Source organism: Paenibacillus sp. 01L418, assembly GCF_056400045.1.
In genome coordinates this window covers 1-24277 of record NZ_JBFTSN010000032.1, presented here as the reverse complement: position 1 = coordinate 24277, position 24277 = coordinate 1, and the positions used below count along the sequence as shown (strand labels likewise).

At 43.6% G+C, this 24277-nt stretch carries 20 protein-coding genes; 16 read left to right on the top strand and 4 right to left on the bottom strand.

Going from position 1 to position 24277, the window contains the following annotated elements; genetic code table 11:
• Positions 1–39 precede the first annotated feature (39 nt).
• Positions 40–777 carry an SDR family NAD(P)-dependent oxidoreductase gene (locus AC1DSE_RS07200; RefSeq protein ID WP_477510168.1) on the top strand — a complete coding sequence of 246 codons (738 nt, stop codon included), beginning with the start codon at positions 40–42 and terminating at the stop codon, positions 775–777.
• A gap of 467 nt (positions 778–1244) precedes the next feature.
• On the opposite strand, the gene AC1DSE_RS07195 is transcribed toward AC1DSE_RS07200, so the two are convergent.
• Positions 1245–2285 (bottom strand): NAD(P)/FAD-dependent oxidoreductase, encoded by a 1041-nt coding sequence (locus tag AC1DSE_RS07195; protein ID WP_477510169.1) that lies wholly within the window; start codon positions 2283–2285, stop codon positions 1245–1247.
• A 355-nt stretch (positions 2286–2640) separates the two neighbouring features.
• Between AC1DSE_RS07195 and AC1DSE_RS07190 the strand changes: the two genes are divergently transcribed.
• Positions 2641–4458 (top strand): family 43 glycosylhydrolase, encoded by a 1818-nt coding sequence (locus tag AC1DSE_RS07190; protein WP_477510170.1) that lies wholly within the window; start codon positions 2641–2643, stop codon positions 4456–4458.
• A 433-nt stretch (positions 4459–4891) separates the two neighbouring features.
• On the opposite strand, the gene AC1DSE_RS07185 is transcribed toward AC1DSE_RS07190, so the two are convergent.
• Positions 4892–7168: a preprotein translocase subunit SecA gene (locus AC1DSE_RS07185; RefSeq protein ID WP_477510171.1), complete on the bottom strand. Its 2277-nt coding sequence runs from the start codon at positions 7166–7168 to the stop codon at positions 4892–4894.
• An 850-nt stretch (positions 7169–8018) separates the two neighbouring features.
• Here AC1DSE_RS07185 and AC1DSE_RS07180 point away from each other — a divergent pair.
• The 10 genes from AC1DSE_RS07180 (at position 8019) to AC1DSE_RS07135 (ending at position 17150) form a co-directional block, all read left to right on the top strand.
• Positions 8019–8858 (top strand): aminoglycoside phosphotransferase family protein, encoded by an 840-nt coding sequence (locus AC1DSE_RS07180; protein ID WP_441877991.1) that lies wholly within the window; start codon positions 8019–8021, stop codon positions 8856–8858.
• 180 nt (positions 8859–9038) lie between these two features.
• Entirely contained in the window at positions 9039–10199 is a 1161-nt protein-coding gene (gene trpB / locus AC1DSE_RS07175; RefSeq protein WP_441877993.1) for a tryptophan synthase subunit beta, read from the top strand.
• A gap of 265 nt (positions 10200–10464) precedes the next feature.
• The gene (locus AC1DSE_RS07170; RefSeq protein ID WP_477510172.1) at positions 10465–11310 is read left to right on the top strand and encodes a sulfurtransferase; all 846 of its coding nucleotides are present in this window, start codon (positions 10465–10467) and stop codon (positions 11308–11310) included.
• Between the two features lie 461 nt (positions 11311–11771).
• Entirely contained in the window at positions 11772–12674 is a 903-nt protein-coding gene (locus tag AC1DSE_RS07165; protein WP_441877997.1) for an AraC family transcriptional regulator, read from the top strand.
• A gap of 95 nt (positions 12675–12769) precedes the next feature.
• Positions 12770–13396 carry a class I SAM-dependent methyltransferase gene (locus tag AC1DSE_RS07160; protein WP_441877999.1) on the top strand — a complete coding sequence of 209 codons (627 nt, stop codon included), beginning with the start codon at positions 12770–12772 and terminating at the stop codon, positions 13394–13396.
• A gap of 621 nt (positions 13397–14017) precedes the next feature.
• The gene (locus AC1DSE_RS07155) at positions 14018–14563 is read left to right on the top strand and encodes a 50S ribosomal protein L25 (protein WP_076268662.1); all 546 of its coding nucleotides are present in this window, start codon (positions 14018–14020) and stop codon (positions 14561–14563) included.
• A gap of 181 nt (positions 14564–14744) precedes the next feature.
• Positions 14745–15338 (top strand): DJ-1/PfpI family protein, encoded by a 594-nt coding sequence (locus AC1DSE_RS07150; protein WP_339206579.1) that lies wholly within the window; start codon positions 14745–14747, stop codon positions 15336–15338.
• 141 nt (positions 15339–15479) lie between these two features.
• Positions 15480–15680 carry a hypothetical protein gene (locus AC1DSE_RS07145; RefSeq protein WP_477510173.1) on the top strand — a complete coding sequence of 67 codons (201 nt, stop codon included), beginning with the start codon at positions 15480–15482 and terminating at the stop codon, positions 15678–15680.
• 146 nt (positions 15681–15826) lie between these two features.
• Positions 15827–16654 (top strand): helix-turn-helix transcriptional regulator, encoded by an 828-nt coding sequence (locus tag AC1DSE_RS07140; protein ID WP_477510174.1) that lies wholly within the window; start codon positions 15827–15829, stop codon positions 16652–16654.
• 133 nt (positions 16655–16787) lie between these two features.
• Positions 16788–17150 (top strand): cupin domain-containing protein, encoded by a 363-nt coding sequence (locus AC1DSE_RS07135; protein WP_441878039.1) that lies wholly within the window; start codon positions 16788–16790, stop codon positions 17148–17150.
• Positions 17151–17451: 301 nt separating this feature from the next.
• Here the strand turns inward: AC1DSE_RS07135 and AC1DSE_RS07130 are convergent, their stop codons facing one another.
• On the bottom strand, positions 17452–18090 hold the full coding sequence (locus AC1DSE_RS07130) for a nitroreductase family protein (protein WP_441878004.1): 639 nt from the start codon (positions 18088–18090) through the stop codon (positions 17452–17454).
• 119 nt (positions 18091–18209) lie between these two features.
• On the opposite strand from AC1DSE_RS07130, the gene AC1DSE_RS07125 reads away from it, so the two are divergent.
• Positions 18210–18569 carry a MerR family transcriptional regulator gene (locus AC1DSE_RS07125; protein WP_477510175.1) on the top strand — a complete coding sequence of 120 codons (360 nt, stop codon included), beginning with the start codon at positions 18210–18212 and terminating at the stop codon, positions 18567–18569.
• Between the two features lie 447 nt (positions 18570–19016).
• Entirely contained in the window at positions 19017–20447 is a 1431-nt protein-coding gene (locus AC1DSE_RS07120) for a VanZ family protein (RefSeq protein ID WP_477510176.1), read from the top strand.
• Positions 20448–20613: 166 nt separating this feature from the next.
• Here AC1DSE_RS07120 and AC1DSE_RS07115 read toward each other — a convergent pair whose 3' ends face one another.
• Positions 20614–21417 (bottom strand): AAC(3) family N-acetyltransferase, encoded by an 804-nt coding sequence (locus AC1DSE_RS07115; protein WP_477510177.1) that lies wholly within the window; start codon positions 21415–21417, stop codon positions 20614–20616.
• Positions 21418–22396: 979 nt separating this feature from the next.
• On the opposite strand from AC1DSE_RS07115, the gene AC1DSE_RS07110 reads away from it, so the two are divergent.
• Both AC1DSE_RS07110 and AC1DSE_RS07105 read left to right on the top strand, forming a co-directional pair.
• Positions 22397–23041 (top strand): hypothetical protein, encoded by a 645-nt coding sequence (locus tag AC1DSE_RS07110; protein WP_477510178.1) that lies wholly within the window; start codon positions 22397–22399, stop codon positions 23039–23041.
• A 511-nt stretch (positions 23042–23552) separates the two neighbouring features.
• Positions 23553–24224: a hypothetical protein gene (locus AC1DSE_RS07105; protein ID WP_477510179.1), complete on the top strand. Its 672-nt coding sequence runs from the start codon at positions 23553–23555 to the stop codon at positions 24222–24224.
• Positions 24225–24277: the final 53 nt, after the last annotated feature.

The following is a 24277-nucleotide window of genomic DNA, read 5'->3' as shown; positions in this document are numbered from 1 at the left end:
AATAGTACTATTAAAAATATTGTACTGGAGGATTCATCGATGGGCAAACTACAAAACAAGGTAGCTGTGATTACTGGGGGAGCATCCGGAATCGGTGCAGCTACAGCACGTTTATTCGTTTTAGAAGGAGCCAAAGTGGTTCTTGTTGATTTAAATGAAGAAAAAGGAAAGGCGTTCGAGAACGAGTTAAAGGCGCTTAATGCTGAAGCACTATTTGTTAAAGCAAATATTACAAGTGAAGAAGAAGTCGCCAATATCTTCAAACAAACCGTTGAAGCCTTCGGCAAAGTGGATGTTGTATTCAACAATGCAGGGATTGGGCGCGTTCATCCTTCGCATGATTTGGAGTACTCCGAGTGGCGCAACACAGTAAATGTCGACTTGGATGGCGTCTTCCTGGTAGCACGTGAAGCCATCCGCGAAATGTTAAAAATGGGCGGAGGTACGATAGTAAATACGGCGTCTATGTACGGCTGGGTTGGTTCGCCCGGCTCGGCAGCCTATAATGCGGCAAAAGGCGGCGTGATTAATTTGACTCGCTCTCTTGCTCTTGAATATGCGGAACAAAATATCCGCATTAACTCATTATGCCCAGGTTTCATTGACACACCCATTATTCCCGAAGAAAGTAAACAAGTATTAGCCGGACTCACTCCGATGAAGCGCCTCGGTAAAGCGGAAGAAATGGCAAAAGCCGTACTTTTCATGACATGCGATGACTCATCATTTATGACTGGAAATAGCTTAACCGTTGATGGTGGATATACAGCTCAATAATAGCTCTAAACATGCAGTGATTAGCATGACCAAAGTGGCAAGCTCCAAAATGGGAAAATTAGTAGAAAGAGTAGCCATTATTACATGAGCGGTTCAAGGCACGGGCGCTATGCATGCGCATGAATTTGTCGAAGAGGATGCAAAGGTTGTCGTCATAGACATCAAAATCAGGCCGGCCAACAGCTGGCAGATGAGCTAGGCAGATAGATTTCTTACAGTGAGAATTCTATTGCGACTGGGGAAGAGTAGAAGGCTTAAGCAGATATACAGTATGTAATTTGGAGTACATCGCTCATGTGGCGATGTACTCTTTTGCGTTGTGCTCAGGAGTATCAAAATTCAACGTGAAGTCAACGAATGGGGTGAATGATTACAAAACGGTATTGTTGAATTTGGGAAGCTTTGTATTCTACGTTCTGGCCCTCACCTCACGCGCGAGAAGCAACGGGAATATCCCTCGAGTAGTCCTAAAATCGGGAGAGTCGACAGGGGTCTAATTCACTTCTAGATTCCCGATCGATTATTTCACTTGCGGCCAGATGCGCAATCAACGGCGCCAGCGTAATCGCAGAATGCATCACCGTCAGATAAAGTCCCATTATGTGATCGTGGAAGCCCACGATCGGATAGCCGTCTGCAGGCATGGGTCTCATCCCGACCTTTATGCTTTCCAGTTCCAGTTGATTTCCGTCCTTCAGACTGCGACGCAGCGTGTCGAACGCTCGCTTACCGACCGCCTCGGGTCCGTTTTCCTCCGACTCGTCGATATAATCTTCCGCAGCCAGCAGTATATGATCTGTCAGTTGACGCGCTTCAAATTGTGCATTTGAGATTAATGTGCGTATCAGTTTATTCGTAGTTTTCATCTGAATCAGAATGGAAGGCGACGACGTTACCGGCACGTGACAACCTAAGGGGTCGCAAAGTTCGGGTATGGCTGTACCTGCGGCCATTACCACGACATCCGACTCCAGAAAACCCTTGGACGTATGGATGCCGACTAAGCGGGAATCTTCTTGCTGCAGCTGTGTAACGTTGGTTCCGAAATGGATCTTTGCTCCGTACTCCCGCGCTTTGCTGAGCAGCAGCTTCGTTACCCCTATAGGGTCCAGCGCACCTTCTTCGCTAACAAAGATTGCTTCATCCGGATATTCCTTCAGATTCGGCTCCAATGCCTCAAGCTGCTCTCGGTTTAATTTTTGAAAGTGGAGTTGCTCCCTTAGGGGCGGAGTGCCCCAAGTCAGCGCTCCATTCCAATGAATGTTCAGTTCGGGCACCTCTTGCTGAAGCGTATGATATTCTTCTAAAGCTGCATCGTACAAATGCCAGTATTCGGGAGCCACCCTATGCGTCGTATGTATCCAGGCAAAAGATTTTTCAGTGACTTCACCCGCCGCGGCGGGGTGTCGTTCTATTACGGTTACATCTTGATTTCGTTTAGCCAGATGATAGGCCATGGACGCCCCGACAATCCCTGCGCCAATAATCACGATTTTTTGTTTATTCAATTATGACTCCCCCTCTATCACCCTAGTGTAACATAGGCGTCATGATAATCAGACGTTATTACATATTCAGGAAGCTGGAGTGATTGGAGTTCTGTAGAGGGGAATCTGTTTGTTTGGGGGATACAGCACTCATCGATTTTCATGAAAACGGTTCCAAAAGGCTAAGAATGACTGGAAAAGTTTAAAAATGTCTCACTACATACTAGGTTACTCATACGGTAAGCTAGTAGTAGTCCTTATATTTACAGTTCTTCCATTATGAATACTTAGGGGTGATGTTGGAATCCTCTTCGCTGTCTGGTTGCCAAGCAAGCTAATGGTATAAGCCGAACCTAAGAAATGGGAGGTAACAATTATGCGTAAAAGGTTTTTAAGTTTGTTTTTGTCAGCAACGATGCTGCTGTCCGTCCTTATCGGTTTCAATTCCTCTACATCAGCAGCGGATCCAATCATCAGTTCTGGAAATCCCATTTTCACTAGTATTTTCACCGCCGACCCTTCTGCTCGAGTGTGGAATGACGGACGTATTTACGTGTACGCGTCACACGATATCTTTCCTTCCAGAGGAAGCGATTTGATGGATAAATATCACGTCTTCTCGTCGGACAATATGGTCGACTGGGTGGACGAAGGAGAGATCCTGAGCGCGGAAGATGTGCAGTGGGGACGGCCGGAAGGGGGCTTTATGTGGGCTCCGGATGCCGCATACAAGAACGGAACCTACTACTTCTATTTTCCGCATCCTAGCGACACGAATTGGAATAGCTCTTGGAAGATCGGCGTGGCAACAAGCGACAAGCCTGCAGAGGATTTCGAGGTTCAAGGGTATATACAGGGGCTTCCTGGCAGCAATTTGATCGATCCTAACGTATTCCGCGACGACAACGGAACCTATTACCTGTATGCCGGGGGAGGAGGTACCAGCTACGGGATGAAGCTTGGTGGCGACATGGTGTCGATAGATGGTCCCGTCAAGCAGTTCACCGAGCTGGAGGATTTCCACGAGGCTACTTGGGTGTTTAAGCGGGGAAGCGTTTATTATTTAATGTACTCCGATAATAATCCTGGCGCGAACCGGATGCGGTATGCAACCAGCAGCAATCCTCTTGGACCATGGACCAACCGCGGCGTCATACTGGATCCGGTATTCGGCAGTGAAACTTCGCATGGGTCCGTTGTGGAATACAAGGGGAACTGGTATATGTTTTATCATAATGCGAAAATTTCCTCGAACGGTACGCTTCGTTCCGTCGCCGTGGATCGGTTGTATTTCAATTCCGACGGGACAATCCAAAAGGTCATACAGACGTCCGAAGGTGTACCGGCTGTTGGACCGCGCTCCACCGCTACCGAGGTCAAGTACTACGATTTGATTAACGAAAGCTTTGACGCATATACACAGAAAACGGAGTATGCCATGAATATGAGCAACGTATCCATAGGAGGAGGGGCGACTCGATCCGGTGCAAATGTTGAAAATATGCATACTCAAGGCTCCTACATTCAGTTGAATGGAATCAATGGCGGCGCAGGCGGAAAGGCGCTTCTAACCGTACTCTATTCTTCCGGGGACAGTGGGTCAGCCTTTAAGGTAGATGCGAGCGGCGACACGGCCGGAGACGGTTATTTTCTTTCTCTGCCTGGCACGGGAGGGTGGGGCAATTACACCGGCCGAACGAACCGTCTAATTGATTTGAATTCGGGCACGAACAATCAAATCCGGCTAAGCGGCGGTATGGGAGGAGTTAACGTATCGCGCGTCATCGTATCCTTGATCCCGCAAACGACGCAGGAAGCGGAATATCCAATGAGCGGAACTAACGTGTCCGTAGGGGGAGGGGCGACGAAGTCGGGTGGAAGCATTGAAAATATGCATATCCCGGGCTCCTACTTCGAGCTGACTGGGGTTGGCGGTGGTATGGGCGGCCAGAAGCTTTTGACCGTGGTTTATGCTTCAGCGGACGCCCAAACAACCTTTAAAGTGAACGCCAGCGGCGACCCGTCGGGGAACGGCAATTCGCTTACTTTGCCTGGCACGGGAGGCTGGAGTACCTACACCGGTCGGGCCAGCCGCATCATCGATTTGAATACAGGCAACAGCAACGTTATTCGGGTGAGCGGCGGCATGGGCGGAGCTAACGTGAGCCGAGTCATCATCTCGACGATTCCGTAAACATGAGTCCGTTAAAATAACAAAATAATTGCTTAATCAATAAGCAGGATGGGGGCTGTGACAGGTTACCGGTTGGTGACCTGTTGCGGCCCTCTTTGGGCTTTCCGTTCAATAGGTTGCAAACAAAGCGAGAAGTGGGTAGTTGCAGAAGGTTCGGAGTCAGCCAAAGTTTAGCAGTCGGGTTAGGAGGTTGTTGAACGCTTGTCGCTTTTGCTACCGTCCTTTCACGAACAGACGCCACTTTTCGTGCGGAGCAAGAATTCGACCGCCATTGACGCCAAAGGGATGGCGTCAATGATCGGTTTACTATTCTGATTTATTATTAAAAATCCAAGCGGGCAAGGTAGCAAGCAAATAGCTTCATTAAAATTAAGCAAGTGTTGTAATCGTGAGTGGGCGGCAACGCAATCACCTTTGAATAAGCTACGCTATATCAAATTTTTGACCACCCAAATACCGGCCTCAAAAGCTTGCGAATATAATAAGCCATTATTGTCATTGGAGTCCATGAACTGCGCTTGTTCTGGATGTATTGATCGTTGATAATATAAGTCCGAGTGGAAGTAGGGCTCTTCAGACCAAACATTTCCCACTTCGCAGGATCATTCGAACCTTCGAGTCTTACAAGCATATTCTCCGACTCACTATTTATTTTAGCCGGAATTTGCTCGTAGGCTTGGGCGATTTGCACATGAAATTCGTCGATCGGATTGCGGCTAGCAAGGCTCTCCAAGTGGATGCCTTCGCGAATGTAAGAAACGTATGCCAGATGGTCAGCCCAGCACTCGTCGATATAAAAAAGTCTTACCCGCTGCTCCGAAGGGCTCATCGGCTTCTCGCCTTTCAAAATTTCGAGCCTCTCCTCGTATAGAATCCGCCTCTGATCCTCCACCATATCCGAATAACAGTTCAGTTCCTGGCGGATATGAAAGTTTTGCCCCATAGCAACGCGCTGAATATGCGCGATTTTGCTGCGGAGCCCCGGCTTTTCGAGAGCCTCATCCTGCCTCAGATTGCGAAACGCTTTATCGATGCCGAACTGAAGCAGCAACTCGTCCTCCAAGCTTACGAAAATTACGGAAGCTCCCGGGTCGCCTTGGCGGCCAGAACGCCCGCGCAGTTGGTCGTCGATCCGCACGCTTTCGTTCACATGTGTGCCAATCACGTACAACCCACCTAGCTTGGCGACAGCTTCTGCTTGCATGGGGTTGCCTCCGCCGAGCCGAATGTCGACGCCCCGCCCTGCCATATTCGTAGACACCGTCACGGCCCCGATTTCTCCTGCTTTGGCTATGATCTCGGCTTCTTTGGCGTCGTTTTTCGCATTCAGAACATGGCAAGGTACACCGGCAACCGCTAGCGCCTCCGCCAGCATGTCAGACTCCTCGACGCTTGATGTACCAATGAGAATCGGACGACTCGTCGCATGGACGGATATGATTTCTTTTACAAGTGCCTTGAGTTTGGCTTCTTTATGAGTATAAATCCGGTAGGGATGGTCGATCCGTATGTTTGGCCGGTTCGGCATAATTTGTACGACATGCAGCGCATAAATATCTTCGAATTCCATTGCGGAGGCGTAAGCGGTAGCCGTCATTCCGCAAATCTTCGGATATAGGCTAAGGAAGTGTTGAAGGGTGATCGTCCCGAGAATTTCCCCGCCGGATATCGACTGCATCCCTTCTTTGGCCGCAAGTGCAGCTTGCAGCCCGTCCGGCAAATGCCTGTTCTCCGCCACGCGGCCGGTATATTCGTCGATCAGCTCGATTTTACCGTTCCGGACGATATAATCGACGTCTTTTTTCAATAACAATTCCACATGCAGCGCGCAATTTAATGACGTTAACAAATGACTATTATGGCTATCGTACAAATTGCCGCATCCGAGCAGCGACTCCGCTTTCGCAGAGCCTGCTTCATTTAAATATACGTTCCGTTCGAACTCGTCGAAGTCGTAATGCTCTACTTGCTCGAGGTGCCGAGCTACTTCTGCGAAACGAATGCCGTCGTTGCTGGAAGAGCCCGACTCGCCGGCGATGACTAGCGGCACCCGCGCTTCGTCGAGAAGCAGTGAATCCGCTTCGTCGACGATGACGTAGTGAAAAGGACGATGTACGGTATCGGCTTCGCCCAGTGCGATCGTGTCTCGCAAATAATCGAATCCCGCCTCCTTGGCTGTAACATAGGTTATATCCGCCGCGTACGCTTCACGTTTCTCGGACAGGTTCATGCCCGCTTGAACCGAGTTTATAGTTAGCCCTAGGAAACGATAGATTGGGCCCATCCACTCCGCATCTCGATTTGCCAAATAATCGTTAAAAGTCAGCACATGAACGCCTTCGCCGGTCAGCGCATTTAGATAAGCAGGCATAACAGCAGAGAGTGTTTTTCCTTCACCGGTATGCTGCTCAATCAAAAAACTCTTGTGAAGAGCGATGGCAGCGATGATCTGAACATCGTAAGGCTGTAATCCGAGTGTTCTTTTCGCTGTCTCACAGACTAACGCATAAGCATCGATAAGCAGCTCATCCAAAGGCGTACCCGATTTTGCTTTCTCTCTTAGCAGGAGGGATTCCGCTTGAAGCTGCCCATCGTCCCATGCTTCCAAATTCCGTTTCCTAATGAGCTCCACTTTGTCCTGATAGACTTGCAGTTGATGCTGGGTATCGCGGTCTTTGAATTTTTGGATCAGCTTGGCGGCTATATTCATAGGAATTTGATCTCCCCTCGGTAGAAATTCGATTAGTTTTGGATAATATTTGTGCTGATCTGTCACCTAATAGGTTTAAATCCATTTCATATAAGCAAAACCATATACTGCACTTACCGTCATCACCGTACTCTATAAAGCAAAGCTGACCGCCATCCAGCAGAGGATGAGTTTGGATAAGCTTTGAGCGTGACCCATTGCTGCCACTCAGACCAGACACTTCGAGAAGCAATATAATCGAAATAAATGGCTAATGCATAATCCATGACAACAGCTTACTTCTCCTCCTCCTTTAAATAAAACACTTCCTAAACGGGAACCTTGTAAGTTACGGCAAATTTGAGAGCGAACGTAATCGAAGGGGAGTAGTCTCCTTTCTCGATAACCCTTCTGTCTGGCGAGTCGCTCCAATGACATTTGTTAAGTCTTGCTGCAACCGTCTGAAGCGCGCCCTCAGTCCACGATCGTTGTTAACAAGCATACGAGGGACCGTCTCTAGTTATTGGTTAGAAAATATTGTAATTTGTCCATTGCAAAATGTAAATAATATATTGCATTCCAGTGGCGGAGAGTATCTGAAAATACTTTGATTAAGCTTCGTGTTGAGTACGAATATAGTACATATTTTATCCTCCTAAATTTGTTCGCTTTCAACTAGCTGCAAAACTCTATGGCATTTTGGTAGGCAGATTCCCTTTTTAAGTAGTCAATATGCTCAGCAATGAATGGAATACTATCGTCTCTATTTTTATATTTTCAGGTTAATGGAAGCGTGGTATTATAACGAATAATAGGTTTAGTTTCAATTATTTTACAAAATTAGATTAGATAAAGGGGGCAACGATTTATTATGCTAGGCAAATGCATAGGCATTGGCTCCAGTTGTGAGGTGCATGAGTGGGGCGAAGAGGGAAAAGTAGTAAAGTTGTTTCATGCTGGCACGCCATTGGAAGCTGTTCAACTCGAATATCGGAACAGTTCTGCTGCTTGGTCCAGCGGACTACCGGCAGCGCGCCCGTTCGAGCAAATCGTGTGGGATAACCGCCTTGGTATCGTTTTCGAGAAAGTAGTCGGATCGACATTCGTGAATCGTTTTTTTGAACAACTGCATGCTTTTCATGAAATTGATTTTGACGATGTAGACAGCGATTTAAGGAAATTTGCTCGCGTCCTGTATAACATTCATAATGGAGACATCAGCGGGATTGTTACTGAGCAAAAGGAGCATTTGAAGGTAATCATCGGTAGACCCTCCTTGCTGACGGAAGACGAAATAACTGCCCTCCATGCTTATGTGGATCAGTTGCCTAATAAACGAATGCTATGCCACGGCGACACGAACGTCAATAATCTCATTTTGCGAGAAGGTATACCAGTTATGATCGATTGGATGCATACCGTAATCGGCAACCCGGCGGCGGATATCGCGGAAGTATGCGTGACGATCCTGTATGCTGTGTTGCCCCCAGAAACGCCGCCTGACGTTAACGCATTCTTTGAATCCTCGCGGGAGACTGCATACCGTATATTCGTCGATGAATATTGCAAGCTGTCTGGCGTGACAGAAGATGAAATATTCCCTTGGTACGTTCCAGTCGCCGCTCGTCAGCTCGCATCGGGTGCCTTATCAGACGTACAAGCGGAAAAGCTTGTTGCTTTGATTAGGGATAAGCTCAGTATCGTGCTTTAGCGAAGAGGGCTGTAATAGGTTAAGGACAAGTTTACGATTGGATGTCATTTTCAGAGCATGACTGCAAGCTAGAGTGTTATTATTCTACCGGCTGACAATACACGTATATAAAATATTACAGAAAATTATGGTAATATAGTTCTGATAGATTACCATTTTAATTTATGGAGGCGCTTACTTATGGACCAACAGTTGCAGCAAGAGGGGTACTTCGGGGAATTCGGAGGAAGCTTCGTTCCACCGGAATTGCAGGAAGTGCTAAACTATTTGAGCGAGCAATTTTACAAGTTCAGTGAAGATCCGGACTTTCAGGAAGAGCTCAGCTATTACCTGCGTGAATATGTTGGCCGCAAGAGCCCGCTCACGTATGCGGAGAGGCTGTCCAAATCGTGGGGAGGACCCAAGATCTACTTAAAGCGCGAAGATCTGAACCATACTGGTGCGCATAAGATCAACAACGCCATTGGCCAGATTCTGCTCGCCAAGCGAATGGGTGCCAAGCGGATTATCGCCGAGACTGGTGCTGGTCAACATGGAGTTGCGACAGCTACGGCTTGCGCAATGTTTAATATGGAATGCGTCATCTATATGGGAGCTGAAGATATGCGCCGCCAGGCGCTCAACGTGTTCCGGATGGAACTGCTCGGTGCTACTGTTGTGCCGGTTGATAAGGGTCAGGGTCGACTGAAGGACGCTGTGGACGAAGCATTGGGCGATCTGGTTCGCAATTATAAAAATACGTTTTACTTGCTCGGTTCTGCGGTTGGTCCACATCCGTTTCCGACGATGGTCAAGCATTTTCAAGCGGTCATCAGTGAAGAGTCGAAGCAGCAGATTTTGGAGAAGGAAGGTCGTTTGCCTGATGCGGTAGTAGCCTGTGCGGGCGGCGGCAGCAATGCGATTGGCGCATTCGCTCATTACATCGACGAGCCGAGCGTTCGCTTAATCGGCGTTGAACCCGATCAAGCACCGACTTTAACGGAAGGCGTTCCGGGTATGATTCACGGCTTCAAATGCTTGGTACTGCTGGACGAGGAAGGAGAGCCGCGGAAGACGTATTCAATCGCCGCGGGGCTCGATTATCCGGGTATCGGGCCGGAGCATAGCCATTTGAAGGTGACTGGACGCGCCGAATATGCGACGGTTACCAATGAGGAAGTGCTGGAAGCATTCCAAGAACTTTCTCGTACGGAAGGAATTATCCCTGCCTTGGAGAGCGCGCACGCGGTTGCCTATGCCAAGAAGCTGGCGCCAACGATGGATCAAGAACAGATCTTGATCATTAACCTTTCCGGACGCGGAGACAAAGATGTCGAGCAAGTATTTCAGATGATTAAATAATAACAACTGTCGGCTGCATCCATGTAAGATCGGGTGCGGTACGATGAAAACAATCACGATTATAACGATGTGATCTAGAATTTGGAATAGCAGACCGGGAGCCTCCTAAGTGGAGAGACTCCCGGTCTTTGTTATATAATTGGCAGAAGAGCTCCATTGAAGATTGGAATCACACCATATACTATAGATATGAAGGCTAATAGAGCGATCTAAGGCTAAAGGTTCCATAATGGATTACATAAATGAACGAAAGAGGCGAGTCAAAATGAATAACATCGTGTCGTTGGAATGGCTAAAAGAGAAACTCGGTGAGCCGAAACTCGTCATCGCGGATTGCCGTTTTCGTTTGGACGATCCCGATGCGGGGCTCAGAGCGTACGAGGAGTCCCATATTCCGGGGGCTGTTTATATGGATCTGGAGAAGGATCTATCCGGTGAGGTCGAGGAATATGGCGGACGCCATCCGCTTCCCGATATTTTTGCAATGACAGTGACGTTCGGCAGGACGGGCATAAGCAACGATTCAATTGTGGTTGCTTATGACGATCAAGGCGGAGCGATGGCTTCCCGACTGTGGTGGCTGCTGAAGTATATGGGGCATGAGCAGGTTTATGTACTGGACAACGGCTTCTCGGCTTGGGCCAATGAAGGGTTGCCTGTATCAACCGAAAACAAAGTCGTGCAACCTGCGACATACCTTGCAACGGTGCAGCACAATATGCTAGTTGAAATGGATGAGGTTAGGGAGCTGCTTGGCAGCGAGGGAGTAACGCTTATCGACTCGCGCGAAGCTCCACGCTACCGCGGAGAGGTCGAGCCGATCGACCGCGTCGCAGGCCACATTCAAGGCGCGATTAATCGTTTCTGGCAAGAGGGTCTAACGGAATCCGGCGGTTGGAAGGATGTCGCCGCTCAATCCGATCGGTTCCATGATCTGGACAAGAACGGCGAGCTGATCGTGTATTGCGGATCAGGCGTCACAGCCACGCCAAACGTCATTGCGCTGCAGGAAGCAGGCTTCACGAAAGTGCGCTTGTATGCGGGAAGTTGGAGTGATTGGATTAGCTATGAGGAGAATCCGGTAGCGACGGGTGACGAAGAGAAGGCTTAATCGAAATAATAGTGTGAGATTCGAAGTACATCGTTCATGTGGCGATGTACTTCTTTGTGTTGTGCTCGGGATCTCAGAAGTCAACACGAAGTCAACGAGTACCCCTTGAAAATACTTACAGGAATCCATTACCCGGGCGTGTCGCTCATATGCTCTCCTATACATCACTTCTAACATTATTTTGATAAGTTAATTTTGACGCATTAACCCAATCAACTCAATAAAGATATAAAATATGAATTCAACAAAAAATCAACAATATTATCGTGAGTGACGTTTATTTTTAATTTCACTACTTACGTTGGTTGTTATCATAGTCGAAGTGAATAACAAAAGCATTAAGACCGTCTCTACTAGGGATGCTTTCTTGTGGATTCGGTATTATCGTGAATAGTAGGAATTTAGCAAGAAAAATCAGGACAACTCCACAGTAGTCTATTACTCTTAACAAGAGGTGATTTATGGGATATTACACTTATATTCGGGATACCATCGATTTCATTGAAGAAAATCTGTGTGAACAGATTTCCTTAGAACTCATTTCTTCCAGACTCTCCTTTTCTCCTTATCACTTTCATAGAGTTTTCCATTATCTTACTGGTATTGCCGTCATGGAGTATGTCAGAAAGAGGCGGTTGTCCCTATCGGTGAATTGGCTGGCGAACACGGATGAGAGCATTATTGATATTGCTTTTAAGCTTCAGTATCAATCTCCCGAGGCGTACACAAGAGCGTTTAAGAGAAATTTTGGATTAAGTCCCAGCGAATGCAGAGTAAAAAAGACGTATGATCATTTAAAAATACTGGAAAGATTGGGGGAGCATCAAATGACGGCAATGGAATTCAAAGGAGATATAGTGATGCAGCCTACTATGAAATTAAAACCCGAGTTCAGAGTTATTGGTTATGAGTTGGATACATCAAAAAGTAATACAACCATCCCTGAGTTTTGGAACAAGTATCTTAGTAATGACTGGCCCAGTACAATTCCTAACTGGATTGATCCTGCAAGATGGATCGATTTGGGGATATGTCATAATTGGAAGGAGGACGGGAGCTTCAAGTATCTTTTGGGAATGGAGGTCACAAGTTTCGATAATGCTCCGATCGGAAGTGTTTACAAAACATTTTCTTCCGCCACATACGCCATTTTTACAACGCCACAAGTTCCGCGTGATGTTTTTGTCTCATCAATCAGCAAGTCTTGGGATTATATATTTAAGGTGTGGTTGCATCAATCCGAATATGAAATCACCGAAGGTCCGCAATTTGAGCTGTATGATGAGCGTTGCCAAGCGCATATCGATAGTCAAATAGACATCTACATACCTGTAAAAAAGAAGGCGAGTTATAGTGATCGGTAGAGTGGATGAGCATGATGAACACATTTGGGAAAGAAGAGAAGCCATTGCGCTTTTGCGATCAATTCCGAGTGTATGTAATAAGTAACTAGAAGGGTGTGCTTGATCTGAACGCTTACGAAGAAGTTTGCCAGTGGGAAAGGACGGAAGCCGTTAAGCTCTTAAGTCAATCTGGGCTTGAGGCAGGAATGACCGTTATGGATATTGGGTGTGGGTATGTACACTATACGATACCGGCAGCGATTGCCGCTGGAACAAATGGAAGCGTAATCGCTATAGAGAAGTTGAAGAAGATCATTAAGCATGCCGAGAGACGACTAGACGAAGCGGGTGTAAAGAATGTTGAATTGATGAATACGAATCATCAAGGCTTACCAGATGAAGTGCAAAACCAGATTGACTTCCTAATGATGTACGACGTCATTCACCATTCGCCAAGGAGTGAAATGCTCGAAACTGTAGTTCGATGTTTGAAGCAGGGTGGTATTCTTTCATTCCTCGCGTTTAAAGATCTCAGTGATTATAAGCCGTCCTTGTTTGAAAGAGTGTTAAAGGAAGTAATCCAAGATATAGAAGCCTCCGGGTTTACGATGAAGAGTGAAATACCATTTGGTGGCGTGCATTTTGATCATTTTCACAGCAGCTATCATTGGAAGAGATACGGTGAGGTCCGTCTAGCATCCCTTGAACGAGGCACTGTGTATAATTTCATGAAGGCTAAATAATACACACATATACAGGAGCGAGGTAACGTTTTAAAGGAGAACATTTCCTAAGTTGGAGATCTCCTTACATCCGCCTCGCTGTTCCAATGGACTTGGCGAAATAATGACAATGATGTCTCGGACTGGCATTATCGGAGCGTAACCTCGATGTATCTCCCGAATGTTATACGACAGCTGGAGTGATTGGATTAGTTTCTCTAACAACCCCATCGCCATGCAGCTCGTAAGCTGCGGCGATGTATTTTTATATCGTGAACTCAACACGAGGTCAACCAATGGATTTCGAATGATGAAATGAATTATTTTCAGAAGCCTAGTGTACGCTCTTATTCATTCTAAATACACAAAGATACCGGAACCTTTGCCCGTAATTGCCTAGCGTCCTGATTAGACAACGTGACGTTTGTATGATATGGTGTGGTTTACAGATAGGCATTCCACTTTCCGAAGTGGGGTGCCTTCCTGTATATTTACGGAGGTTTTACATTAAATGTATTGTGCCGTAATCGGCAGAACATGGAGGTGGTGATGCTATGTTTCGCTCTTTATCCCCAATCGGGGAAGATTCAGCGACTAAGGAACGAGCGCAAAGATCTTTTAATAAAGAGGAGAGAGTTAAGCATGACAACATTTATGCAAGCAGAGAAACGTACACATTTGAATACATCAGGGCTTCGTAATCTACGTAAATCAGGTCGTCTGCCTGGTATTGTGTTTGGTAGGAATGTAGAAAATAAGATGGTTCATATTTCAACGATAGAATTTCATAAGTGGTTGAAGCAAGGTGCATCTGGTTTTATCGATATACAGCTTGACGGGAAAGATTCGGTGTCCGTATTGCTTGAGGATCTCCAGCGAGATCCGGTAACGCGTGACTTGATTCATGTTGATTTCCAGCAAGTGCAGAATAACGAAATCGTATGCACAAAGATTCCGGTAAAATTCATAGGCAAGCCAATCGGATTGAAGCAGGGCGGGATTGTACAACTTCAGTCCGAGTTTATTGAGGTAGAAGCATTGCCAAGGCATTTGCCGTCGGTGATAGAATATGATATCAGCGGTATGAATATCGGTGAATCCGTCTATGTGAAGGATTTGGATTTGTCTTCAGAAGTTACACTTATTTCCGGTAAAAACGAGTTTCTCGTATCTGTAGTGAAGCCTTAACTCATCCTATTAGGTTTCAACTATTAAAAACACGTCGTATCTGCAGCTTACCTGCTGGTACGACGTGTTTTTGCGTAATTTGACATCTTCCTCCCGTTCTTAAGGACCATTGACGGCGCTTGCAGATTATCCCCATAATAGAAAAAGGTGTTACATAAATTTACAGTTGGGAGAGGGTAAAATGTCCAAACGCGTGCTTATTCTAACGGGCGACGGTGCAGAGGTTCTGGAGGTTTATTATCCATTCTATCGGTTGAAGGAAGAGGGCTACGAGGCTGTGATCGCTTCGCCGAGAAAGAAGACATTGAATACGGTATGCCACGACTTCATCGAGGGATGGGATACTTATTCGGAGAAGCCAGCTCATCTGCTGCCGTCTGATATAGCCTTTGCGGACGTGGAGCCTGCTGACTACGATGCCTTGATCATCCCAGGCGGACGCGCTCCCGAGTTCATCCGCAACGATCAAGATCTTCCGCGAATTGTCCAGCACTTTCTGGATGCAGACAAGCCTGTAGGCGCGATTTGTCACGGTGCTCAGGTATTCTTGGCACTGCCCGATCGTTCCTACTTCAAAGGCAGAACGTTAACGGCATACAATGCGTGCAAGCTAGAAGTCGAATCACTCGGCGCAGAATATGCAAGCGAGACACTGCATGTAGACGGAAATTTAGTATCGGGTCACGCATGGCCTGATCTCCCTGGATTTATGCGGGAATTTCTAAATCTGCTTGGCCGGACGTCGAACAAGGAACTAACCTCAACCACGAACTAATTCTTAATACAGCGWATATGCATCGCCTTTCAAGTGTTGGCTTTGCATACGAATAGAAGGAGGAAAAGGCACTGTTGGGGTGTCTTTTTTGACATATGCGCGCCTAGCCAGCGACGAGTAATTGCTGAGAGGCATAACAGTATGAATGATTTAAATACATGGCCATGTGGGCTTAATGCTCAGGCTATGTATTTTTTTGTGCTTGGAATCAATACAAAGCCAACGAAAAAATTGGAATATGCTCATGAAATGCTCTTAACAGAGTACATGCTCATAAACTATAAACTCTTAGTAGAGAATATGATGTCTGGTTACTTAGGCTGTCAGCAGCAATTTGACTAACGGCAGATTGGTGATGATAATTGTTATCAATAACGTGGAAATAGATGAGAGCCCTCATGCTCACCTTTCTATATTCCAACGGACACTGGATATACAACGATCAGTCAGGATTAACGGTCAATTACCATTGAAATGAGGTAAGCATAGTGAAAATCGACGTTGATCGGTTAGCAGAACATCTGGCACACACTCCTTTTCAAGTACAAGGAGTATATCGATATGCGAGAAACCCAGGCGTGCCTCACGCTGACTATACAGATTCTTTTCCTGGATTTGTGTTTCCTCTTACAGGAAAAATACAATTTCAATTTAATGACACGCCTTATATCTTTTCGCCAGGAAAAGTTGTACATGGGGCTGCAAAAATGAAACTAGGCCAAAAAGTGTTTGGTGAAACGGACTGGGAATATATCTTAGTTTTATACCGGATATGTAACTCGGAACTAGAAGAGTCAAGCTTTTCGCATCAGCATTTTGAATTATTAACAGGGCAGTCCCCTCGTCTAATTGAATTAATTATGCGTCTTTGGCGTGTTTATAATCAGCGTGGAGGCATATCAAAGTTTCAGACCGAGATGCTGTTTCGCGATGTGCTGAATGAAGCCTTATTATGTGTTGATAATAGGCAAAATAGCTGTGAATCACATACTTTATTCGAACGGGTATCTAATTATATTCAAGAATACTATTATCAAAGCCTTACAATAGCATCGCTTGCAGAACAGAATAACGTTAATCGCAATCGACTTTCTTACGTGTTTAGAAGGCATGCAGGTATGGGGCCTGCACAATATTTATTACAATATCGTATAAACATGGCGCAAGAAATGCTTTTTACAAGTGATGCACCTGTACAACAAATTGCAGAAACTGTTGGATTTGCTGACCCCTTTTATTTTAGTAGAGTGTTCAAAAAGCAATTTGGTATTGCTCCTACTGGATATCGAGAAAAGTTCATTAATAATCCATTCTAGTTTCAATAAGCATCCATTCAAATCAAAATATGACTTTACTATAATAATGGAAACGGAAATAAGCGCTTTATTACATCCGAGTGTCTGTTCACTATAAGGGTATATTGGAAATTTGAAAAAGGGAGGGGTTAATATCCATTATCAAGCTATTAATCTGAATGATAAGCTAACTAAATTCAATGACTATTGGTCTCTGAAAGTCATTGGTGAAATGAATGACTATCAATTTAAGCTTATTAAGATTGCTGGGGATTATGAATGGCACGTTCATGAAGATACCGATAAGGTATTTATCGCACTTGAAGGGGAGATGATCCTTGATTTTCGTGATGGTCAAGTGATAATTTCCAAGGGTGAAATGTTTATTGTCCCTAGGGGAATAGAGATGAAGCCTTCCGCCGAAAAGGAATGCCATATCATGCTGGTGGAGCCTAAAAGCGTTATAAACACTGGCGATATGGAGCCCGACTTAATAGCAGCCGATACATGGATCTAGTGCTTTTTACTAGTACGAACTAGTCTATGAGAATATGTTTTCTTGTGCCAATTCATGGGAGTGATGAAGTGGTAAACCGTATTCGGGATGGCTTAATTTCCAGTGGGGTTTGCTGTATTAAGACAGCCTGATTGGGAGATTTGCTTAATAGAAATGTCGTGTTTAGTTTTTGTCGCTACAATGAAGGACACCCAATCAGGGTGTCCTTCATTTTGCTTTATAGATGTTAAGGTGAACCCTTAACTATTGCTTCCTGTTTATAAGCGATTTTGCTTATTTTAAGTTTTATTTTGAATAATGATTATCTCCAAAATGTAATCTTGTCAGAACTTAATCGAACGGATTCATGTCCTGCTTCCTTTGCTTTTCCTATTGAAATAATCATGACCGGAACAAAGCGCTCTTCATCTAAATCAAATGCTCTAGCTACTTGGTCAACTTCAAATCCTGCCATTGGATTCGTATCATACCCATGTGCACGAGCTACTAACATTAACTGCATGGCAAAGAGGCTGCTATCGACCTTTGCAACTTCTACTTTCATTTCCTTTGGTAGAGTTGGATACATCGATAGAATGGTTGCGAGTTGACTATCCCGTACTTCAGCTGGCATTTTACCTTGTTCCACGGCAGTATTATAAATTTCTTCAACATATAAATAGCTTTGGGTATCACCAAAAATTAATAACATGGCAGATGAAGTATCGTTTTGTAATGTATTGAAACGTACAAGGGGTCTTAGTTTCTCTTTTCCTTCCGGAGTATCAACCACAATTACACGCCAAGGCTGCATATTAGCAGAGGACGGAGCCAGACTGGCTTCCGAAATCATTTCACTTATCTCTTCTTTTGATATTTTAATGTTCTCATCATAATTACGCACAGAACGTCTTCCTGTAACTATACTGGTGAAATTGTTATTTTGAATGTGGTTAAACATAGAATCTCTCCTTTTGATAACATAAGACTTTTTGACATTGTGTATGTCGTTCGTTATCATAATTGCATTATGAACTATAAACCAAGGTTTATAGCAAATGAATAAAGCGAGGCCATAAGATGAAAATAAATGATGTTTCAAAATTAACGGATCTGCCTATATCAACCTTGAGATTCTACGAACGTAAAAACCTAATACCGGACACATTTGTTAAAAGAGATGCAAATAATTACCGTATTTATACTGAGGAAATTGTTGAATTTCTAGAAGATGTAAAGGCACTTTTATCCGTAGGATTTTCGGTAGAAGAGTTGAGTTTACTAGTAAATCAAGAACTTAATTTATCATATGAGGTAAAGAAAAAAGTAGTTGAACAAAAAATTAAAGAAATTGAAGATATTCAGAAGCGATTAAAAAAGTCGAAAAAATTTTTGCAAGCAACCTTGGAAGGAAAAGCGAATTTTCAAACGAAGTGTTAATGCTGTTGAGAGTCTAAAAAAGTATGAATGATTTGTACACATCACCATGTAGGCCGCGTGCCTTGGGTGATGTTTTTTTATGCTCCAAGATTACTCGGCCTTTGAAAGTACTCGGGAGATACTTCGGCCCAAACGCAAACAATGTGCTGATCGAAGGGGGAATTTGTAATCGGTAGCCTACTAGGTTTGCATTTATTTACTTCATTTTCACCTGCAAAACTAAACTATAAGGTATTTTCCTTGGGCGATGTATTTTTGCGTTCGAAAGCTCATCGCTATATTTTTCAATAAAGCCCTGTCGAGGACAGATCTTTTAAATTATAAACCTTAAATATTATTAAAGGTTTTTTAAGGAAATAGAAAAAGACGATTTAAATTGCCGTGTTATAATGAAAAACCACAAGAGTAAGACAGTACGATTTTGTGTTCGGTATGAGGAGGAATAATGTGAGCATTACAGATATGTTCAATTACTTACGCTTTCTGGGATTGCCAGTGGTCATTGTAGTTGGAATCGAGCTGCTTCTTATTGCAGGTTATTATACATTTTATTATCGCAAAAGAAGGCGAGAGGAAGAGCCCTGGCTGCCTATGAGCAAGCTTATTCTCGGTGCGCTTTTCATCGGTTATATTGTTTTTGTTCTCCAGTTGACCGTTATCGGCCGAGGTACGTCACATTTCTTGGAAATGAACTTATATCCTTTCGGTGGCTACATTGAAGCATGGCAAAAATACTCGCTAAGAGAGTTTCAAAACGGCATTTTTAATATTTTAATGTTTGTGCCATTGGGGATTTTGCTGCCATGTTTGAGTTACAAGTTTAGAGCGTTCAAACCGCTTCTTCTTGTTGTTGTATGTGCAACATTAGCTATCGAAACGTATCAGACGCTTACTGGCGCAGGTCTATTTGAGGTTGATGATCTTATTAACAATACACTCGGCGGCATTATGGGCTACCAGTTATACAGGCTTGCTGCTTCTATCATTGAGCACAAAAAACTTAAGATCAAGAGCCTGCTGGGCAATCTGTCCATCCCCATAGCAATCGGTTTGATGTTTTGTGCAATGAGTATCGTCTACAATCAGCAGGAGTTTGGTCAACTAGCCATTAATTCATATCACAAATGGAATATGAAAGGCGTTGAGCTTAGCGCTTCACTCACGTTAAGCCCAGAACCAAATGCTGCAGCGGTATACAAAAGAGTCGTAAATAATGATGAAATCGCAGCTCCGCTGCGGCAAAAACTAGCATTGACCGAGCTAAGCGTCAAGAAGTGGGGAAGTGATCGTGAAAGTGTGTTAACGAGCAATAGCGGAATACACTACACGTTATTTCAATCCAAAGAGGGAAACTGGTCGTTAACTGAAAATGATTACGTCCCAGCGCAAGACTCGCTAATTAATCCGAATTCTATGTTAGAGAAGGCGAAAACGATTGCGGATGATTTGGGCTTGCCTACCGAGAAGGCTGAATTACGAGGAGTAGATGACGGTGAGTATGCATGGTCGCTATCGCAGATCCCTGGAATGAACGAGGATTACTGGACAGGCGATTTCTCCATTGGCCTAAAAGAGGATGGCAGCATTTACGCGATCAATAGCGGAATTAAGCACAATCAATTTGTGCGGACGATGGATCTATTATCTCCAGCCGAAGTATATAAACGCATAGAGGATGGGGAATTTCAACAGCTGCAAAGAAATGCATTATTAACAAAGGATCAGCTTGAAATAAAAAAGGGTGACCATCTAGAAATAAAAGGAATAGAACTAACCTATATGTATGATTCAAAAGACATTTATCGGCCTGTATATCAGGTTAATGGAACATATAATGGAGATCCCAACTGGTTTACCTTGATTGATGCGAAGAATTAAAAAAGCTGATTTGGGCTTATTTTATTTTGATTCATAACCCTGAAAGCATATCCCTAGAAGCTCAGCTGGCATTTATAAAAGGGTACCCATACAGTGGACATTTTTAAAAGAATGTTTAGTGTAGGGGTACCTTTTTGTAGCTAGAGTGATTAGTGGGGGCGAGCCGTCACGCTCTATTCTTCTCCATCCAAGGAACGGTCCAGTCGATCAGGGGTCTTACTTCCATAAATCGCACATCAGCATTTCCTACTTTATGAATTTTTATATTTTTTTGTTGATCATATTCGTTTCCTAATCTACTAAAATCTTCGTCGTCGACTGCTTGAGTAGAATAAGTAACCCACGTTCTCTTGTCATCAATCATGATTGCACTGCTCTCATCTGCAAATCTTTTGGAAGAAAAATTCGCTCTCGTTTCCGCTAAATGCAGAGATGTATTTTTTTCATAKCCAACACCAATTAATAGTACATGTCCATTTAATTTATACAATTTATCTACAGGGGAACCGCTGCCAAAAATATTACTTAAATCATGTTTTTCTGTTATATATTCCGCGTGTTTCCCTACTGCTGCTATCGACCTTGCCGGGTGATCAGACCTTTTTGCCCCTGGCCACTGTCTAAACATTTCAGCCACGACACCCATACCGATGGCAGGTGTTATTTCTTTATCATATGCAGGCCAATTCTCACGAATAATAGGCCACCATTCCTTCGGTTCATTCCAATGAACTCCAGTAGAGGGATCAAGGTTTTTCCATGTCTGAGAAGGCATCATCAATGTTCCTTCTTCTCCTACGATTTCAAGAAGTGACCTAATCAATGTTTCAGCCCCGCCTACAACAAATCCCAAGCTTTTTAATGAAGTATGTACGAATATGGTTTGCCCTTCCATTAATCCGCAGTTTTTAAATTGTGTAATTAAATCCTCTTTCGTTAAAATCATTCTCGTTTCTTCGTTTCCAGTCATTGTACATCCTCCATTTCATTTGGAAAACAAAATAACCCCGCTACAGGTAGCGGGGTTGTCTCTAGCATTGCCAGAAAAGCATAGCCCTTGAATTACTCAAAATGGAATTATTTTTCAATAGTATACCAACAAAAATGACAGTCTACAATGGTCAGCAGAAAAAAATACTGATGAAGACAGAACGGACAACGTGTTGAAAGCAAGCTCTTAACTCTCGATTATGGTCTGTATACGACTCGATGTGCCTAAGATCGTCGCTAGTCTGAACGTATTATTCCATCAGCCCCTCGTCTACGGGCTTATTGCTCATGATTGGCCCCTAAAAGTAGTCAAGGGAGGTCGTTTCATAAGGGCGTTTGTATATCCTCGGAGTCAGTCCAGTTGGTGGGGGGATAAGTAGCTGGAGTGATTTGAGTTCAGAACATAGCAATCAGGTTGCTATAGGTGTGAAGCAAGTGCCGAAAGTAGTCGCATAACAGTATGTGAATTGGGTTTACATTACAATGTAGGCTGTATACCTTGGGCGATGTATTTTTTATGATCCGAGATAATACTTAATATCATAAACCACTTTTAAAATATTTAATTGGAGTCAACTTACATAATAAATCTTTATTTATTTTCCTATATTTAATTTTATATAAATAAAATTTTAGTTATATGATTTAAAAATGGTAAATGATAATCTCATTTTTGCGTCCCGCATGCGGCTTTTCGGAATATACTAAATATATTTTCGGTGAAAAATATGTAAAAACGTGTAATGATTGTATTGGGAGAAAGGGATGAAGATTTCAAATGAAGGAAAGGATATTGAAAGTTTATAAGGGGGGATAAACATAAATTCTATATAGCTTTTTGTTAAGACAATAGTTTTTTAATTTAATTAGCTGTAGAAAGGGTTATTTTCTTTTGGTTTATTTCATTGATTTGTATGTTTTTTATAGTAAATATTAACCAAAAATGGAGGGTAATATTTGTGAAAAAGATATCAATAATAATTCTTACATTAATGTTATTATTTTCTGCTGTTCCAACAGTGTTTGGCCAAGATGTTGAAAGCATCTCTATTGAACGGGAAATTGGATTCACAACTTCTGACATTATGGGTTTGGAAAAATATATCTCAGTTAATAAAAAAGGATTTTTTGAACTTGATTATCTTCTAGCTGTGAGGGATAATATTCAAAAAGAGTTATTAGAAGGCCAACAAAATTATTTCAATGAGTTGAATAAACTAATAGCTGAAAATAAACTTATTGCTTTTCCTGACCTTACTATTAAGAGCAACATAAAAGATCAGCTAGACTTAAATATCCAACTTAATAAATCTTCATGTGATGGAGTAACAAAGCCAACAGAATATCATTGGTGGGGATACAGTAGATTATTAGATAGTTGTAATGCAAACGGACTGGCTGCTGACTTAGCAGGAGCAGCATCAATAAGTGCAGGTGCAGCGGTTATAGCAGGCATTTTTGGTGGAGTTGCAGCAGTACCTCCTGGAATTGCCGCTGCATACTGGGGATTAGTATCTGCTCGGATTTATGCGAATAATAGCCACAGCACAGGTATTTATTTTGGAATGACTTGGGTCTATGTATTTAATATTGAACCTCAATAAGAGGAATGCGGTGATAAGATGAAAGAGTTAATAGTACCATATTCAATGATGGCTTTGGGTATTATAACAGTAATTCTATCGCTTATAAGGCTAAGAAAAGAGTTTAAGGATTCTTCAAATCCGAAATTTAAGAAGAACTTGAAATGGAAGCTTGCTTTCGGAACTATAATCGTTGTAGTTATTATTATATTTCTAACCAATTATTCAGTATCTAAATACTAGTGCTTATATGACAACAAAAAGTCGGTAGTCAACTCATGCGAGTTGCTTCCCGGCTTTTTGTTTTGTATGTCCACACTAGATTGAATGTTTATAACAACCGAAGTGTCTAAGACCTTCGCTAGCGGTTGTCCATTTAATCATTCAATGGAAATAGCGTTGACACCTGGTACAACGGTTGTATGATGAGAGGGTGTATTTGAGTGGGAATGGTGCATCAACTGCTGGTGATGATCTTGGAGCAAGAAGAATCAGATCGTCGTAGATACTTCACTCATTTGGAGGTGGACGTATGAAGAAGGAATGGGAATGGAATGTTAATGTTCGCTCTGTAGAACGGGAAGAAATCTGCTTTGCCTCAAATACTGCTTGGCAGGTGCAGGTGCAAGGCTATCGGCTATATGTTAATAAGGATCTGTCAGCAGAGCTACGTGCGCAGGATCAGGTTCGAATGACTGTTGGTGATTTAGGTAAACCTGACTGGGCTGCTTTTATCGGAACGGTAGTGGATTGCAGTACTGATTCCATCCTGCTTTATACGAGTCCCCAATATGAGTCAAATCTAATGAACACAAGGAAGTTTGAACGCCTATTCTCACCGCTCACTTTTATAGAGGGAGCCCAAAATGTTATTGATAAGTTCGGTTTCTTCCCCCCGTTTCATTACGATGAAATAACGAAGGTCCGTATGGAAGATGCAGGACTGCATGGCAATCAGAAAAAATTGTCTGTAACGATCAGGCATACATCCGCAGGCGGGCTGGAGCAAACTATTGCTTTGTATTTCGAAGACATTCAGCATGAGAAAATGAGCCCAACCGAGGAGTGCAATATCTGTTTGCAGCTGAGTCTCGCCTATGAAGGCGATCAAATTCGCGTCGAATTGGATGCCGTATCTGGGTTTGAAGCATCGTTTCTATGCCGAAAAATGATTGTACAATTTCACGATGAGAGTAAGAGCTGACAAACTTCATAGGCCAGACACTGAAAATACAGTGCATAATGGATCATTGATTC